16 protein-coding genes are annotated in these 13,895 nt (G+C 65.9%); 12 read left to right on the forward strand and 4 right to left on the reverse strand.

Annotated elements, in window-relative coordinates; genetic code table 11:
- Positions 1-79 precede the first annotated feature (79 nt).
- The 4 genes from ACFRAC_RS22855 to ACFRAC_RS22870 form a co-directional block, all read right to left on the reverse strand.
- Positions 80-316 (reverse strand): UPF0758 domain-containing protein, encoded by a 237-nt coding sequence (locus ACFRAC_RS22855; protein ID WP_382926602.1) that lies wholly within the window; start codon positions 314-316, stop codon positions 80-82.
- Between the two features lie 25 nt (positions 317-341).
- Positions 342-2,012 (reverse strand): DUF262 domain-containing protein, encoded by a 1,671-nt coding sequence (locus ACFRAC_RS22860; RefSeq protein ID WP_382926605.1) that lies wholly within the window; start codon positions 2,010-2,012, stop codon positions 342-344.
- A 717-nt stretch (positions 2,013-2,729) separates the two neighbouring features.
- A complete protein-coding gene (locus ACFRAC_RS22865; RefSeq protein WP_382926607.1) occupies positions 2,730-5,366 on the reverse strand; it encodes an NB-ARC domain-containing protein in 2,637 nt (878 codons plus the stop codon).
- A 354-nt stretch (positions 5,367-5,720) separates the two neighbouring features.
- On the reverse strand, positions 5,721-6,188 hold the full coding sequence (locus ACFRAC_RS22870; protein WP_382926610.1) for an NUDIX hydrolase: 468 nt from the start codon (positions 6,186-6,188) through the stop codon (positions 5,721-5,723).
- Positions 6,189-6,206: 18 nt separating this feature from the next.
- Here ACFRAC_RS22870 and ACFRAC_RS22875 point away from each other — a divergent pair, with 18 nt between their 5' ends.
- From ACFRAC_RS22875 to ACFRAC_RS22930, 12 genes are all read left to right on the forward strand, one after another.
- A complete protein-coding gene (locus ACFRAC_RS22875; protein WP_382926613.1) occupies positions 6,207-6,986 on the forward strand; it encodes a GntR family transcriptional regulator in 780 nt (259 codons plus the stop codon).
- 139 nt (positions 6,987-7,125) lie between these two features.
- Complete coding sequence (locus ACFRAC_RS22880) at positions 7,126-7,482, forward strand: hypothetical protein (RefSeq protein ID WP_115507966.1); 357 nt, start codon at positions 7,126-7,128, stop codon at positions 7,480-7,482.
- A gap of 2 nt (positions 7,483-7,484) precedes the next feature.
- Positions 7,485-8,840 (forward strand): FtsK/SpoIIIE domain-containing protein, encoded by a 1,356-nt coding sequence (locus ACFRAC_RS22885; protein WP_382926617.1) that lies wholly within the window; start codon positions 7,485-7,487, stop codon positions 8,838-8,840.
- Positions 8,841-8,923: 83 nt separating this feature from the next.
- Positions 8,924-9,598, forward strand: a complete 675-nt coding sequence (locus ACFRAC_RS22890; protein WP_381919114.1) for a DUF2637 domain-containing protein — start codon at positions 8,924-8,926, stop codon at positions 9,596-9,598.
- Between the two features lie 18 nt (positions 9,599-9,616).
- The gene (locus ACFRAC_RS22895; RefSeq protein WP_382926620.1) at positions 9,617-9,811 is read left to right on the forward strand and encodes a hypothetical protein; all 195 of its coding nucleotides are present in this window, start codon (positions 9,617-9,619) and stop codon (positions 9,809-9,811) included.
- Position 9,812: 1 nt separating this feature from the next.
- Positions 9,813-10,004, forward strand: coding sequence for a mobile element transfer protein (locus ACFRAC_RS22900; protein WP_382926623.1), 192 nt, complete (start codon positions 9,813-9,815; stop codon positions 10,002-10,004).
- Positions 10,005-10,013: 9 nt separating this feature from the next.
- Positions 10,014-10,169, forward strand: coding sequence for a hypothetical protein (locus tag ACFRAC_RS22905; protein WP_086867423.1), 156 nt, complete (start codon positions 10,014-10,016; stop codon positions 10,167-10,169).
- 25 nt (positions 10,170-10,194) lie between these two features.
- Positions 10,195-10,512 carry a SpdD-like protein gene (locus tag ACFRAC_RS22910; RefSeq protein WP_382926627.1) on the forward strand — a complete coding sequence of 106 codons (318 nt, stop codon included), beginning with the start codon at positions 10,195-10,197 and terminating at the stop codon, positions 10,510-10,512.
- Positions 10,513-10,600: 88 nt separating this feature from the next.
- Positions 10,601-10,795, forward strand: a complete 195-nt coding sequence (locus tag ACFRAC_RS22915) for a hypothetical protein (protein ID WP_382926630.1) — start codon at positions 10,601-10,603, stop codon at positions 10,793-10,795.
- A complete protein-coding gene (repSA, locus tag ACFRAC_RS22920) occupies positions 10,788-12,164 on the forward strand; it encodes a replication initiator protein RepSA (RefSeq protein WP_382926633.1) in 1,377 nt (458 codons plus the stop codon). Before ACFRAC_RS22915 ends, repSA begins: the two co-directional genes overlap by 8 nt.
- Entirely contained in the window at positions 12,161-12,358 is a 198-nt protein-coding gene (locus ACFRAC_RS22925; protein WP_115507958.1) for a helix-turn-helix domain-containing protein, read from the forward strand. Before repSA ends, ACFRAC_RS22925 begins: the two co-directional genes overlap by 4 nt.
- A complete protein-coding gene (locus ACFRAC_RS22930; protein ID WP_382926637.1) occupies positions 12,358-13,593 on the forward strand; it encodes a tyrosine-type recombinase/integrase in 1,236 nt (411 codons plus the stop codon). The genes ACFRAC_RS22925 and ACFRAC_RS22930 overlap by 1 nt, the downstream gene beginning before the upstream one ends.
- The last annotated feature ends 302 nt before the right edge of the window (positions 13,594-13,895 follow it).

Consider the following 13,895-nt stretch of genomic DNA (forward strand, 5'->3'; position numbering starts at 1 on the left):
CACCACTCCTCCCGGCCTGACTCAACGAGCCAAGCCCCTGGAGGGGGTCAACTTTCAAGCGTCGCCGCTGGTCCACTTTTCAGCCGTCGCCGACACCCATCCCCGGCAGGCCCGCCAACAGCTCGTGTGCCGGTGTCCGGGAGGGTTCGTGCAGCCCGCCGCGCCGGGCGATGAGCTGCCCAGCTAGTTCCACCGCATCGCAACCACCCGTGCTTGAGCCGATCAGCAGGGTGAGGAGTTCGCGGTCGGAGAGCGCTTCCGCTCCTCGGTCCAGCAGCCCCTCCCGGGGTCGGTCAGAGACCGGTACGTCCGCCATCCGCATTCCTGCCCCACATCACCCATCAGTCCGCGGAATCGCGGTCGATCGGTTCGTCCAGGAGGGAGTCGGCGTCCGCTTCCTCCTCCAGCCCCTCGTCATCGGGCACCGACTGCGCCTCACCCCTCGCGGCAAGACTCGCCGGTCCCGCCGTTCCACCGATCAACTGCATCAACCGCCGGTGCAAAGTCTCCGACCTCACGCGCAGAAATGTGTCGTAGTCGTCCCTCAATGCCGCCTGGTAGGCGTCTTCCTCTACCAGACAGGTACTCAACCGCTCACGTAGCGGTCCCTCGCCCTCGATGTCGGCCAGGTCTCGCAGATACTGCGAGGGTGGCCGGTCGGTCACCCAGATGTTGCTGTGGGAGGTCAGCATGACCAGATTGCCGCAGACGTTCGCGCCAGCGCTGCTCACCCCGCGCGATCGCAGAAACGCCTTGGGAAAGAAGTGATGGAACTCTTTGTCGTTCTGCCAGGACAAGGCTCTGCCCACGTCGATCCGCTGCCCGGTGAGCAGGTCCAGCGGGTCCTCGTACGCAAGGAGGAGAGCGAGGAGCTTGCTCGGTGCGTTCCGTTTGGAGAAAGCGCTCCGCCGCCACACGGCGCTCCGCGGGAGCGCCGCTCCCGTCTCGATCTCTCGGGCCTCACCCTTGGCGAATGAAGTGATCGCCTGCAGGTCGGGACCCATCTGGGCCTCGCTCCAGCCCTTGAAGTACTCACCGCTCGCGGTCAGCCAGAACCAGCGGCGCAACGCGTCGTACTGCGCGGACGAAGGCTTCGGTAGCTGCCGGAACACTTCGACGAGCACCGCGAACTGGTTGTAGTACGGCAGCGCATCGGCCTTCGGTGTACGGATCTGGGTGCTGAGGAAATCCACCGCCCGCTCGGCCGCCTTCGCCGCCTCGGCCACAGCCTCCCGCAACCGCTCCTTGGCGAGTTCTCTCAGACGGTTGATGTCCTTGGTGGAGAACCCGAATCCGGAGGCAACCGCGATCGTCCGGAGCATGGTCTTGGTGTCGACCCGGCCGTAGCGCTTCGAGTCGAGGACCTGGAGCAGTGATTCGATCTCCTCCTTGAGGTCGAAGTCGGGGCTCCATGTGCCGGCCCGCGCCACGTCGACGATGTTCATCGTCGTGCCCGTGTTGTTGATCCGTACGAAGACCTCCGCCGACTCCTCAGCCGACATGTGGTCCAAGGTCACCACTGGCACCAGGTAATTGGCGAACTGCTCGTACAGCTCGGTCGCGCGCTCGCGCAGCTCGGGGGACAACTCGGCCACCTGCCCGAAGAGAGACCCCGCCGAGCTCACCTTCCGCATAGGGATGATGTGCGGCCCCGTCGGGCTCTCCGGGGTGCGCCGGAAGAAGCGCTCCTCTTCCAGGTCATAGGCGATGTCCCAGGAGCCGGTGCCGCCGTGCAGTGCGCCGATGATGCTGGCGAGCCTCTGCTGGCCGTCGAGGATGTACTTGACCGGGCGACCGGGACGCGGGGGGTCCACATCCAAGCCCGCGACGGTCTCCTCGCTGGCGAGTTGTTCCGTGGTGTCCCACAGCAGCAGGCTGCCGATGGGGTAGTTGCGCAGCACCGAATCCAGGAGGTGGAGGATCTGGTGCGGCCCCCACACGAACGCCCGCTGGTACTTCGGCAGCACGATCTCGCCGGTCAACACACGGTCGGCGAGCCGGGCGACCGGCACGATCGTCGGTTCCGGGCTAGCGGACTGGCGCCTGCGGCGTGTTGCGCTCACTGAACATGCCCCCGTAGGCCGTGATCGTTGGAAGATTGTTCGCTCCGAACTCTACGGAGCAGCACTGACAGACAGACGGCGCTCTAGGAAGGATGGGTACCGATGCCTTGTCATTGTCATGCCCAGCGGAGCTCACTCTCGCGGCGGCCGGACGCTGGCGGCCTTCAAGAAGACGGGAGACCTTAACGCACGGTTCTGTGGGACCTTGGCCGACCCTTGTCGGGTGGCCCGGGGCATCTCGCCGTCCGCCGCCAAGAAACCCGAGCTTTCCCAAGCTCAGTGCTCTACGCCGCCAGCACTGCGGGTCCCCGTGCAGTGCTCGCCATCGTCCCCGACGAGGGTCGCCGGCAGCTCTGCTGCGAGGTCGGCCACAGCAGCCCTGGCTGGGGTTGGTCTGCGGCGTCCCCGCAGGATCTGGCAGGCGAATGGCACGGTCCTTCCGCCTCGCACGCTCCTTGGCGGAGCCGGCCCCGAGTGTCTGAGCCTCAGCCGACGGCAGTCAGCCACGATGGCGGGTCAGCCGACCGTGCAGGCGCGCGTGTGCCTCGCTGTACCCCCACTGGCCTCAGCCGTGCTACTGGCGCCGTTGTTGCGCGAGCTCCGACGGAATGGCCGTTTGAGAGGCCAGTTTCTGGCGAGCAACTCTTTCTGACGCTTGGGAATTCATCAGCTAACTTCAGGGGACTCTCTCAATTTCTCGTCGAGCTTTGCGAGATGAGGATTAGTGGGATCGCGCAGGAGTCCTTCTGTCACTACTTCATTGGCTTTGGTGACATCTTTCGAATACAAGTAAAGCCATGCCAGTCGACTAAGTTCCGTCGGAGTCGCTTCGGTTTTCCTGCTTTCCATAAGGTGAGTTAGATTGGAGATCATCATGGCTCTTACTTCTGGGTCGAATTGAAGAGATTGATTCCTTTGCGTGTGAGCGAAGAAACTTGCCGCATTCGCAATCTCTGAGTAGTCTGCATCCGGCATTTCGGCCAGAACGATACGAGCATTCAGCTCCTGAAGGGCGTCACCCAGCCGTTGATTTACATAGATCAATTTGCGCCACGCTGCAACATTAGTCTCATCAAGCTCCAGGAGCCTTTCGATGCTAGCCCGTGCTTTACCCCAGTCATCACGAGATCCCTCCAGGTAAAAGTCGGCGATCCGCAGCCATGCCTCCGGGTAGCGCCCCGCGACATACTCAAGGGCCCTTATCTGAGGTTGATAGTCCTTGCCAGATTGACGAAGGGAGGCGATCACCCTAATCATTCGTTCGATCCTGGGAAGCATCCCCTTTGAGACATCAGTAACTTGCATGGGGCCGAACTGCTGTATCAATTGAGTATCAGCAAGGACAAGGGGTCTGAATTGACTCACCTTGAGTTTGCTTTGGCCGAAGACGGCCGCAGTCATCGGTGTTCGCAAGAACTGCGATCCGTCATCGTCCGTTAGAACCTCAATCATTGAGTAGCGTTCTAGCTGACTTAGGGCGTCATCAACGTCCATAGTTTCATTTTGGGGTCGGATTAGAGCGGCCTCCAGGGCGAGCCTAGGGACTAGAGAACGCCAATTGCTCAGTGTCAGAAAAACGCGCTGAGCTGCTGGAGATAGCACCCCATACGATCGCTCAAAAAGAGCCCTTAGGGAGTCTTCTTTGTTGAGGAAAAGTCGCCCGACGGGAATCGCTTTACCTTCTCGCTTCGTGTCTCCCAAAAGTATCTTCACGAAATATGGATGTCCGTCAGTTTCCTCGTAGAGCGATTCGACATACGAGACGGTCAGGAGGCTTTCAATACCCAATTTTCGCGAGGTCAACATCACAAGGTCTTCGAATTCTGCCCTCTTCATTCCGCGGATCTCAACTGGAAAGTCCGCTTTGAAGTCACGCATTCGGGTCGTGATAAGGACCTTATTTGGACACCGAACGTGAGAGTCGATGAACTGATACAGTTCAAGGGGATGTGAGGCGGTTTCGAAGTTATCGAAAACCAGGAGAAGTCTCCTACTTTCGTCCCGCTCGGCTAGAGCGCTTGCTAGGTAATCAACCGCCTTAAACCCCTTAACCTTGGCCTCGGTCGGGTTCATGAGTTTCACAAACTGCTTGGCGATGTCTTCCTTGGATAGGACTGCCGGCCGGACAGGCTTCGGACCGTTGGGAAGCAGGTCGATGTCCCGGGAACTGAACCAGAGAATCGCAAAATAGTGACCAGTCTGCGCAACGCGATGAAGTACCTCCAAAGCGAGCGAAGTTTTTCCGATGCCTCCCCTTCCAACAAGAGTGACCACTGGATGCCTATCATCCTGGAGAAGGGAGAAAACCTCGGACTCCAAGTCCGGCCTCTTGATGTAATCCTTCAGAGAGGGCGGGATGTTGGCGAATGACTTTCCTTCGAGGTCGAGGTCGGGGTCCCCCTCTGTCTCGCTGGGTGGTAGTGAATTGGGAGGCGTTTGATAAGACTCGGCGCTTTCACGCCTCCTGGTGTCCGTGATGTATGAAAGCGCTTCGTAGGTTGACCCGGTGCCTCCCTTGCCTTCCTTGTATCCTCCGTTCGCCATGTAGAAATCATGAATGTCTACGTCGCCATGGAGCAGAGGAAGGCGTACCAATCTCTCTCCGAAAGCAATGTGAATTCCATCTGTGTATACGTGATCTTTTTCTGATTTGAGGTATGAAAAATCAGATGTATTCCCCGAAATCGCGGACAGGCGGTATTTCCCTGAAATGTTGCGGTGCAAGTAAATCCATGGGATCGAAAACGCTGCGCAGCCAGTCATCAGTGACAAGATGGATACTTCGAGGAGCGGTGCTGCGGTCGAGCACTTACCAATGGTGATGGCGCCATGGCCGCGCGTCCTATTGCGCAGAGTAGCGAAATTCCTGACCCACCACTGCAGATTTGTTTTTCGGGCGGCTTGTTCGAGATCTGAGTCGATCTCCTGGCATGCGGCACTCAGATTATCGATCGCTACCCTTTGCCACGAAGCCTCACCGGTCAGGAAGTTCTCGGTAAGCTCACGAACGAGAGGCCTAGCTTCGGGAAGGATATAGGCATTTGCTGGTCCAGAAATCACCTCTTCCAAGGCCCTTGACCACTCGCCGATACCATCAGCTCGAACTAGCTGATACTCAACCTTGTACCTTTGTCGATCCCTATCGTTTCCTACACTTGCTAGGACTGTCGATGTGAGGAGTTTAACCAGGAACTCGCCGAGGAGCATCAGGTCGTGAAAGTATGCGACATCGGAATCCTGTTTGCTCTGCTCAACTCGTTCCCACATTCGGGCCAGGATTTTAGAGTTGAAATAGGCCGACATCGCGCTCCCCCTCAGGCCTTGATACTCGCTGAATCATGGATCCTATGGGCCTGACGTCCTATCAGCAAGCCACCGAACAGTGGCAGTCGAGAGACGACGTACCACGGTGCTACCGAGGTGTAGCGGGTGAGCCCGTTATTGATCTTGGAATCCTGATGGCACCGTGGCTGCTCAACGTGGTCAGCCTGACCGCCTTGCAGCGTGCGCCTCTTGCAGAATGAAGAGGGAATTCTGCCAACGCGGCACGGGCGCCGGCCGGGCTGGAGCGGGGCGGAGACAGGAGCGCAGGCCCGGCCGGCGCCCGTGCCGCGCGCGGTGAGCGGAGCGAGCCGCCTTGATGAAGTAGAGAAAGTCTTATCCCGCTGTGATGAGGTGCCGGCCGTCGTGGCTCCGTACGTGGGGTCCGTTGCCGTCCAAGGCATCCAAGAGCCTGATCGCGAAGACCTCGGACATGCGCTCCGCCACCTCGTCAGGCGTGAGCCATGCAACCGCCGTCGACTCGTCGGACGTCCGTTCCTCGCCGCCGGATGGCTTGCAGCGGAAGACCAGTGCCACGATGCCTCGGGTCGTGTTCTTGTAGACGCCGGTGAGTTCGTCCACCTCGACCTGGATGCCTGTCTCCTCCAGGACCTCGCGGGCGACGCCCGCTTCAGGGGTCTCTTCGAGTTCGAGTACGCCGCCGGGGAGCTCCCAAGTGCCGTTGTCGGCGCGGCGGATCGCCAGGAGGCGCCCGTCCTCGCGCACCACGGCTCCGGCCACGGATACCGAGTGCAGCGATGGTGCCTGCCTTGCCTCCTGTGATTGACTCATGTACAGGAGCATAGGAGGAAGAGAAGGACTATGGGAACCGCGGTAGGAGGAGACAAGGCCGTACCTCGGTACGTGCAGATCGCGAACGAGATCGTTCAGCAGATCCGGGCAGGCGTCCTCGAGCCTGGCGACATGGTGCCGAGTGAGTCCGAGTTGGTCGACCGCTACGGCGTCTCTGGCGGCACCATCCGTAAGGCCATGGTCGAGGTGCGCGCAAGCGGCCTCGTAGAGACCCGGCACGGCAAGGGCTCCATCGTGAAGGACCGGCCGCCCGTGCGGCACCGCTCCTCCGATCGCTTCCGGCGCTCTCTCCGTCAGGGGGGTAAGGCCGCGTATCTCGCGGAGTCCGAGCAGTCCGGCGCCTCTGCCAAGGTGAGCGTCCTCTACATCGGGCCGATGGAGGCCCTCGAGGATGCCGCCCGCCGTCTGGGCGTGCCCGTTGGCACTCAGGTTCTCGCCCGCCGACGTCTCTACTTCCGCAACGGCACGCCGGTCGAGACCGCGACGTCGTACCTGCCGTGGGACGTCGTCAAGGAGATCCCGGAGCTGTTCGCCGAGAACCCCGGTGGCGGTGGCATCTACGCCCGACTCGAAGAGCACGGGCATGAGTTCGCCGAGTTCGTCGAGACGCTGCAAGCGCGTCCGGCCTCCAAGGCAGAGGCGTCCGAGCTGGCGCTCAGTCCTGGTGCGCCCCTGCTTCATCTGATCCGGGAGGCCCGTACGACCGAGGGCCTGGTGGTCGAGGTCTGCGACACGCTCATGGCCGCTGACCAGTTCGTTTTCGAGTATCGGATCCCGGCAGCAGACTGACGGCCGCTCAACTGCCCACAGCCCGTCGCGAGTTCGTCTTCGCGGCGGGTTGACTCATGTATAGGAGTGATGCACTCTTCTTCATGTCACTCATGTACATGAGTGACAGAGTCCAGCCTCTATGTAGGAGTGATCTGCTGTGCGCCAGATTCCCGTCGACACCGCCAACGCCACCGTGATGGTCGCCAAGGCCCCGCAGCCCAAGGTCAAGGACCGCCGTACGGGCGAGATCGCCACCGACGCCGAGACCGGCGCGACGATGATGACCGTCGACGTGATGTTCGCGGCCAACGACGAGGTGGAGATCCTCTCCATCACCGTCCCGGAGCCGGGCATCTCCGCCGAGCTGGCCATGGGGACCCCGGTCGCTCTCACCGGCCTGGTCGCCCGTCCGTGGGAGAACGAGTTCAACGGGCAGAAGCGGCACGGCATCGCGTTCCGCGCGGTCGCCGTCACCTCGCTCGCCGATGCTGCGGCGAAGCCCAAGGCGGCCTGATCATGGCCGCGTTCACGGTCGCCCTGGTGCTGGTCGTCGCCACTGCGGGTCTCCTGCGGTGGCGGCGCCCCGCCTGGTACTGGCTGACCTTCGGGGTCACCCTCGCGGCGCTCCGGGTCCTGATCCGGTACGCCTCGGTCATGGACGCCTGCGGGCTGACCGTTCCGCCCTCGCGCTGGCGCCTCGCCCTCGCCCGGATCGCCGACCGGCCGGTGCCTGACTCCCGGGTGCCGCGCATCCTTCGGTTACGCCCGACCCGTACAGGGCTCGTCCTGCGACTCAAGCTTCGCCCGGGGCAGGACGCCTTCGACGTCGCGGCGGCTTCCGACCGGTTGCGGCACTCCTTCGCGATGTACGGCGTCACCTCCCGGGAAGTGCGGTCCGGCGTCGTAGAGCTGCGGATGACCGGCTATGACGTGCTCAAGCGGGTGCAGATGCCCGCCAAGGCAGACGCCCGACCCATGCGGGTGCCGGTCGCCCTGCGGGAAGACGGCTCGGTGCACTACCGCGACTACCGCGCCGTCCCGCACGCCCTCACCCTCGGGGCCACGGAGTCCGGCAAGTCCGTGTATCAGCGCAACCTGGTCGCCGGGCTCGCCCCGATGGATGTTGCCCTGGTCGGCATCGACTGCAAGCAGGGAGTGGAACTCTTCCCGCTGGCACACCGGTTCTCCGCGCTCGCCGACAACCCCGACACCGCCGCCGAACTGCTCGACGCGCTCGTCGACCACATGCAGGGGGTCTACCAACTGATCCGGGCCGAGCAGCGCATCAGCGTCGCTGTACCGGACGCGGACATTGCCGCCGACATCTGGGACCTGCCCGAGGAACTGCGCCCGGTCCCGGTCGTGGTCCTGGTGGACGAGGTCGCCGAGCTGGCCCTGTTCGCCAACAAGGAAGAGGAGAAGCGGCGGGACCGCATCATCACCGCCCTGGTCCGCCTCGCCCAGCTCGGCCGCGCGGCCGGCATCTACCTGGAGATCTGCGGCCAGCGCTTCGGCTCCGAACTCGGCAAGGGCATCACCATGCTCCGTGCCCAGCTCACCGGCCGCACCGCACACCGCGTCAACGACGAGGCCTCCGCGAACATGGCCTTCGGCGACATCTCCCCGGACGCCGTCCTGGCCGCCATCCAGATCCCCGCCGAGCTGCGTGGCGTCGCCATCGCCGGTGACTCCACCGGAGGCTGGCACCGCATCCGCGCCCCGCACACCTCCCTGCGCCAAGCCGTGAACGTCTGCAACAAGCACGCCGACCGCACGCCCGCGCTGCCCGTCCTGGAGCCCTTCCGGCCTGCCGTAGCCGCGCCGCCCGCTCCTCGCGTGCCGCTGTCCAAGACAGCCCCCGTCACGGCCTGATCCTCCCGCCCCAACCGGTCGGCGCGACCGCCTCGCGCCAGGTCCCTACCCCCGCCATGCCTCATCCCAGAAGGGAGCTCGTGATGGCCCGCCCCGCTCTTCGCGTCGACGCGGTCCTGGTCCAGGCCGTCATCGCCGGGGCCCTGTCCTTCGCCCACCTCCACGACCTCGCCGCCGCTGCCGGACAGGACGGCTGGAAGGCCTGGGCCTACCCGATCAGCGTCGACCTTCTCCTGGTAGCCGCCTGGCGCCGACTGCGGACGGACGGTCCTTCACGGCTGGCTTGGTGCTGGTTCATCACCGCGCTGTTCGCCTCGCTGGGCGCCAACGTGGCCACGGCCGGTCTGCTCGACCTGGACCAGGTTCCGGCATGGCTGCGCATCCTCGTCGCGGCGTGGCCCGCGCTCGCGTTCATGGGTGGGACGCTCCTGGCCCACTCCGCCGCAGAGCAGGTCCCGGAACCGCCGGCGCCTACGGTCCCGGACCCCGAACCGGCACCCGAGCCCGTGCCCACGCCCGTCCCGGAGCCTGAGCCCGTCCCGGCCGCCGACGACACCCCGGAGCTTCCCGCCGCCGAGCCCGCTCCGATTCCTCCTGTCACGGCTCCGCCGGTCCCGGCCGCGCTCGTCGACCACGCCCGCAAGGTCGCCGACGACCACCAGGCGCGTACGGGATCGCCCATCGACACCGACACCCTGCGCGCCCGCCTCGGCGTCCCGCCCCAGCTGGCCGACGCCATAGCCGCCCAGCTCGCCTGATCCGAAGGGAGACACCTCGTGCTCGTCGACCCGGCCGACCTGACCGCCGCCGACCACCTCGACGCCGCCCGTGAGATGGCCGCCGCCAACCGGCCCTTCCTCGCCTACCTGCTCGCCGAGGAGGCCGCCCGCCTCACCGCCGACCCGGCCACCGCCGCCGGTATCCGCGCCGCCTTCCCCGACCCGAACCTGACCCGAACGGAGACCGACTGACATGCCCGCCCGCGACTTCTTCCACTCTGTGATGCGGATCGGCCCGGTGCAGGTCGGCACCCACCGCGACCGCCACGGCACCACCAAGCACGCCGCCGTGTGCAGCGCGGACGGCTGCGGCTGGTCCGCCGACTACTCCAGCCAGTCCGCCGCCCAGCTCGCCGCCCGCACCCACCGCTGCCGCGTCCGCTAGGAGACCGCCATGGATGTCCCGCTCTGGTTCGCCCTGCTCGTCGTCGGCTACCTCGGCGTCAAGCTCATCCGCCCGCCCGCCTGGCTCATCGCGGTGCTTCTGCTCGGCGGCTTCCTCCTCGCCGACAGCGTCCTGGCCCCCGCCATCGACACCTTCATCAAGTGACCCGCGCCCGAAAGGGGAACCACTGATGTTCCGCCCGAAGATCCCGACCATGCCCACCCCGACCGGCCGCGTCACGCCGCCCACCGTGGTCGAGCCGACCACTGTCGTCCCGGGCTCGCACACCCCGCCGGCCTACCCGACGGAACCCGCCCGGTCTCGCCCCACCGTCCAGCTCACGCCCGGCACCGCGCTCGCCCTCGTCGGCGGCGGCACCGCCGTCGTCCTGGTCGTCGGCGCCGTCCTGGTCTCCCTGCTCCTGGCGGTCGCCATCACCGGCGCCTCGGTCGCCGTCTGCGCCGTCGTCCTGCGCTCGCTCCTCACATCCGAGGCCAAGCGACGCTGACCGGCCCCCGGGCGGCCTCAACCGCCAAGTCTCCGCCGCCCGGACGCCGTCCCCTGTCCGATCCACTGAACCGGAAGGAACCCCCATCATGACCGGCTCCACCCCGGCCCCCACCGGCAACGCCCGGATCTGCTCGAACTGCGACGGCTTCGGCTCCGTCGCCATCACCCTCGGCGGCCGCGACCGACACGGTCACCTGCGCACCATCACCGCCCACTGCCCGGCCTGCAACGGCCTGGGCACTGTCCCCGCCCGCCGCACCCGGGAGGGCGCCCGTGCCTGAGACGCTGCTCGACCCGACCACCCTCGGCGACCTGCTGAGGGTGGCTTCGGCCCCCGACTACCACCGCTGGGAAGACCAAATCCGCCGCACCGGTGGCTGCTCAGACCCCATCCACCTGACCGGCTGGACCCTCCACAAGGACAAGACGACCGGCGAGACCCTGCACCACTACTCCACCGAACACGAACCAGGCGGACGCCTCCGCCTCGCCTGCGGCAACCGCCGCGCCTCCCGCTGCCCGTCCTGCGCCTGGACCTACGCGGGCGACACCTACCACCTCATCCGCGCGGGCCTGGCCGGAGACGACCGCCGCGACATCCCCACCACCGTCCGAGACCACCCCCGCGTCTTCGCCACCCTCACCGCCCCCTCCTTCGGCCCGGTCCACAACCGGCCCGACCGAGGCATCTGCCGCTGCGGCACACGCCACGCATCGGACGACCCGGTCCTGGGCACCGCCCTCGACCCGGAGACGTACGACTACGCGGGCGCCGTCCTGTTCAACAACCACGCCGGACAGCTCTGGCAGCGCTTCACCACCCGGCTCCGCCGCGAGATAGCCACCCGCGCCGGCCTCACCCGCCGCGAACTCGCCGACCACCTACGCCTCTCGTACGGCAAGGTCGCCGAGTTCCAGAAGCGCGGCGCCCTGCACTTCCACGCAGTCATTCGCCTCGACGGCCCGGACGGTCCCGACACGCCACCGCCCGCCTGGGCAACGGTCGATCTCCTCGCCGACGCGATCCATGCAGCTGCCGCGCACTCGTACACCTCGGTCTCGGTCCCGGCCGCCGAGGGCCAACCAGCCCGCACCTTCCGCTGGGGCACCCAGCTCGACGTCCGACCCGTCAAAGCCTTCGGGGACGGCTCCGACATCACGGAACAGGCGGTCGCCTCGTACGTCGCCAAGTACGCCACCAAGGCCGCCGAGAACACCGGCACCCTCGACCGCCGCATCGGGGAGCTCGCCGAACTCGACCGCCACCAGGTCCCGGACCACACCCGCCGCTTGATCGAAGCCTGCAAGCTGCTCGATCCGCTCTACCCCGACAGGCGCCTGTGGGCCTGGGCTCACATGCTCGGCTTCCGCGGCCACTTCTCCTCCAAGTCCCGCCGCTACTCGACCACCCTCGGCGCCCTCCGCCAGGCCCGCGCCGACTACCGCGCCGCCCAGGAACACGCCGCCCTCGGCCTCGACGACCAGGAGCCGGACACCGTCCTCGTCCTGGCCGACTGGCAGTACGCCGGCCACGGCCACACCCCCGGCGAATCAGCCCTGGCCGCCACCATCGCCCGCGACCTCCAACTCAACCGCGAAACCGCCCGCCAAGCACTGCGAGACCTGGTCTTGGAAGGAGCCATTACATGACCGTACGCACGCTTCCGGAGCGGTACCTGACCCCGGCCGACGTCGCCGAGCTGCTGGGCGTCCCGGTCGAGACGCTGTACCAGTGGCGGCGGAAGCGCACAGGTCCTCCAGCCTTCCGCGTCGGCCGGCACCTTAGGTACGACCCCGTCCGGCTTCGCGAATGGGTCGACGGTCTGACTGAGGTGGCCGCCTGATGCCCGGCCACGTGCAGGACCGCTGGTACAAAACCGAGCCGGGCCCGGACGGCAAACCGGTGAGAGTGAAGACCGACCGCTACGGCAGCGGCCTGCGCTACCGGGCCCGGTACGTCGGTCCGGACGGGACGGAAAAGAGCCGGTCCTTTCCCGACCGTCAGAAGCGCAAGGCGGAAGAGTGGCTGGCCGAGACGGCCGCCGACATGTCCCGAGGCCAGTACGTCGATCCCAAGGCCGCCCGGATCACCTTCCAGCAGTACGCGGAACGCTGGATCGCCGGACAGACGACCGACCTGAACACCCGCATCGGCGTGGAGACCCGACTTCGGTTGCACGCGTTCCCTCGCATCGGCGCGCGTCCGCTCGGCTCCTTCCGGCCGGTCCACCTCCGCGAGTTCGTCCGCGACCTGGAGAACGACGCGATAGGCGGTGCCTACGCCCGCAACATCTACGCCAACGTCCGCGCCGTGCTGTCGGCCGCCGTGGACGATGGCCACCTTGCCCGAAATCCCTGCTCGGCTGCGTCTGTCCGCCCGCCGGTCGTCTCGGCCGCTCGGGTCGTGCCCTGGCTTCCGTCCCAGGTGCGTGCAGTCCGCGACGCTCTGCCCGAGCGTTATCAAGCCATGGTCTCCGTGGGCAGCGGCTGCGGTCTGCGTCAGGGCGAGATCATCGGTCTGTCCGAGGACGCCGTCCAGCTCGACGGCCACACATTGCACGTCACCACTCAGGTCAAGCTCATCCGGGGGGTCGCGGTCTTCGCCCCACCCAAGGGCAACAAGGAACGGAACGTCCCGCTGCCTTCGTCAGTGGCTTCCGCTCTGCGCCGGCACATGGAGCGTCACCCGCCCGTGGACATCAAGTTGCCGTGGGGCAGGCCGGACGGTCCGCTCACCGAGCGGCGTCTGATCTTCACGAACACGGTGGGTGGGGTCGTCTGGCGGAGCAACTTCAACGTGCACGAGTGGAAGCCCGCACTCGCCGCGGCTGGCATCATCCCCACGCCGGAGCCCGGGAAGCCGTACGCCTCCGCCCGGCAGCACGGGATGCACGCCCTTCGCCACTTCTACGCCTCGGTCCTCCTGGACGCGGGCGAGAGCATCAAGGCCGTGAGCGAGTACCTGGGCCACGCCGATCCGGCGATGACGCTGCGGGTGTACGCCCACCTGATGCCCAGCAGCAGCGAGCGAGCCCGCCGAGCCCTGGACGACGTCTTCGGCACGGCCCAGGATCCCTGACGGCCCAGGGACGGCCCACCGGATACGAAACGGCCCCCTGCTAGCGGAAGAACCGCTGGTAGGGGGCTTCTTCATGCCTGTCGGAGTTCAGTTCTCCGGGTGCAGGCATAACCCTTCCAGTGTGGCAGATCAACTCCGGGGCCCCGGGCGCGCGTGGGGTGGGGACGGTCACCTGGGGGCGGACGCCGAGGTTTCAGGAGGCGCCGGTCGGAGTAGGTGCCGGTACTCCCGTGCCGAACACGGGGTTCCTGCCGTCAGGGGTCACGGCGGCACCCTCGCACACGCCGCGGGCGAGCTGCAGC

Origin of the sequence: Streptomyces sp. NPDC056628 (assembly GCF_042792555.1) — a bacterium.
GTDB lineage: Bacteria > Actinomycetota > Actinomycetes > Streptomycetales > Streptomycetaceae > Streptomyces.

Coding starts and splice junctions, on each gene's coding strand:
- ACFRAC_RS22855 (WP_382926602.1), bottom strand. CDS start 316: ATGGCGGACGTACCGGTCTCTGACCGACCCCGGGAGGGGCTGCTGGAC.
- ACFRAC_RS22865 (WP_382926607.1), bottom strand. CDS start 5,366: ATGTCGGCCTATTTCAACTCTAAAATCCTGGCCCGAATGTGGGAACGA.
- ACFRAC_RS22870 (WP_382926610.1), bottom strand. CDS start 6,188: ATGCTCCTGTACATGAGTCAATCACAGGAGGCAAGGCAGGCACCATCG.
- ACFRAC_RS22875 (WP_382926613.1), top strand. CDS start 6,207: ATGGGAACCGCGGTAGGAGGAGACAAGGCCGTACCTCGGTACGTGCAG.
- ACFRAC_RS22885 (WP_382926617.1), top strand. CDS start 7,485: ATGGCCGCGTTCACGGTCGCCCTGGTGCTGGTCGTCGCCACTGCGGGT.
- ACFRAC_RS22890 (WP_381919114.1), top strand. CDS start 8,924: ATGGCCCGCCCCGCTCTTCGCGTCGACGCGGTCCTGGTCCAGGCCGTC.
- ACFRAC_RS22900 (WP_382926623.1), top strand. CDS start 9,813: ATGCCCGCCCGCGACTTCTTCCACTCTGTGATGCGGATCGGCCCGGTG.
- ACFRAC_RS22905 (WP_086867423.1), top strand. CDS start 10,014: ATGGATGTCCCGCTCTGGTTCGCCCTGCTCGTCGTCGGCTACCTCGGC.
- ACFRAC_RS22910 (WP_382926627.1), top strand. CDS start 10,195: ATGTTCCGCCCGAAGATCCCGACCATGCCCACCCCGACCGGCCGCGTC.
- ACFRAC_RS22915 (WP_382926630.1), top strand. CDS start 10,601: ATGACCGGCTCCACCCCGGCCCCCACCGGCAACGCCCGGATCTGCTCG.
- ACFRAC_RS22925 (WP_115507958.1), top strand. CDS start 12,161: ATGACCGTACGCACGCTTCCGGAGCGGTACCTGACCCCGGCCGACGTC.
- ACFRAC_RS22930 (WP_382926637.1), top strand. CDS start 12,358: ATGCCCGGCCACGTGCAGGACCGCTGGTACAAAACCGAGCCGGGCCCG.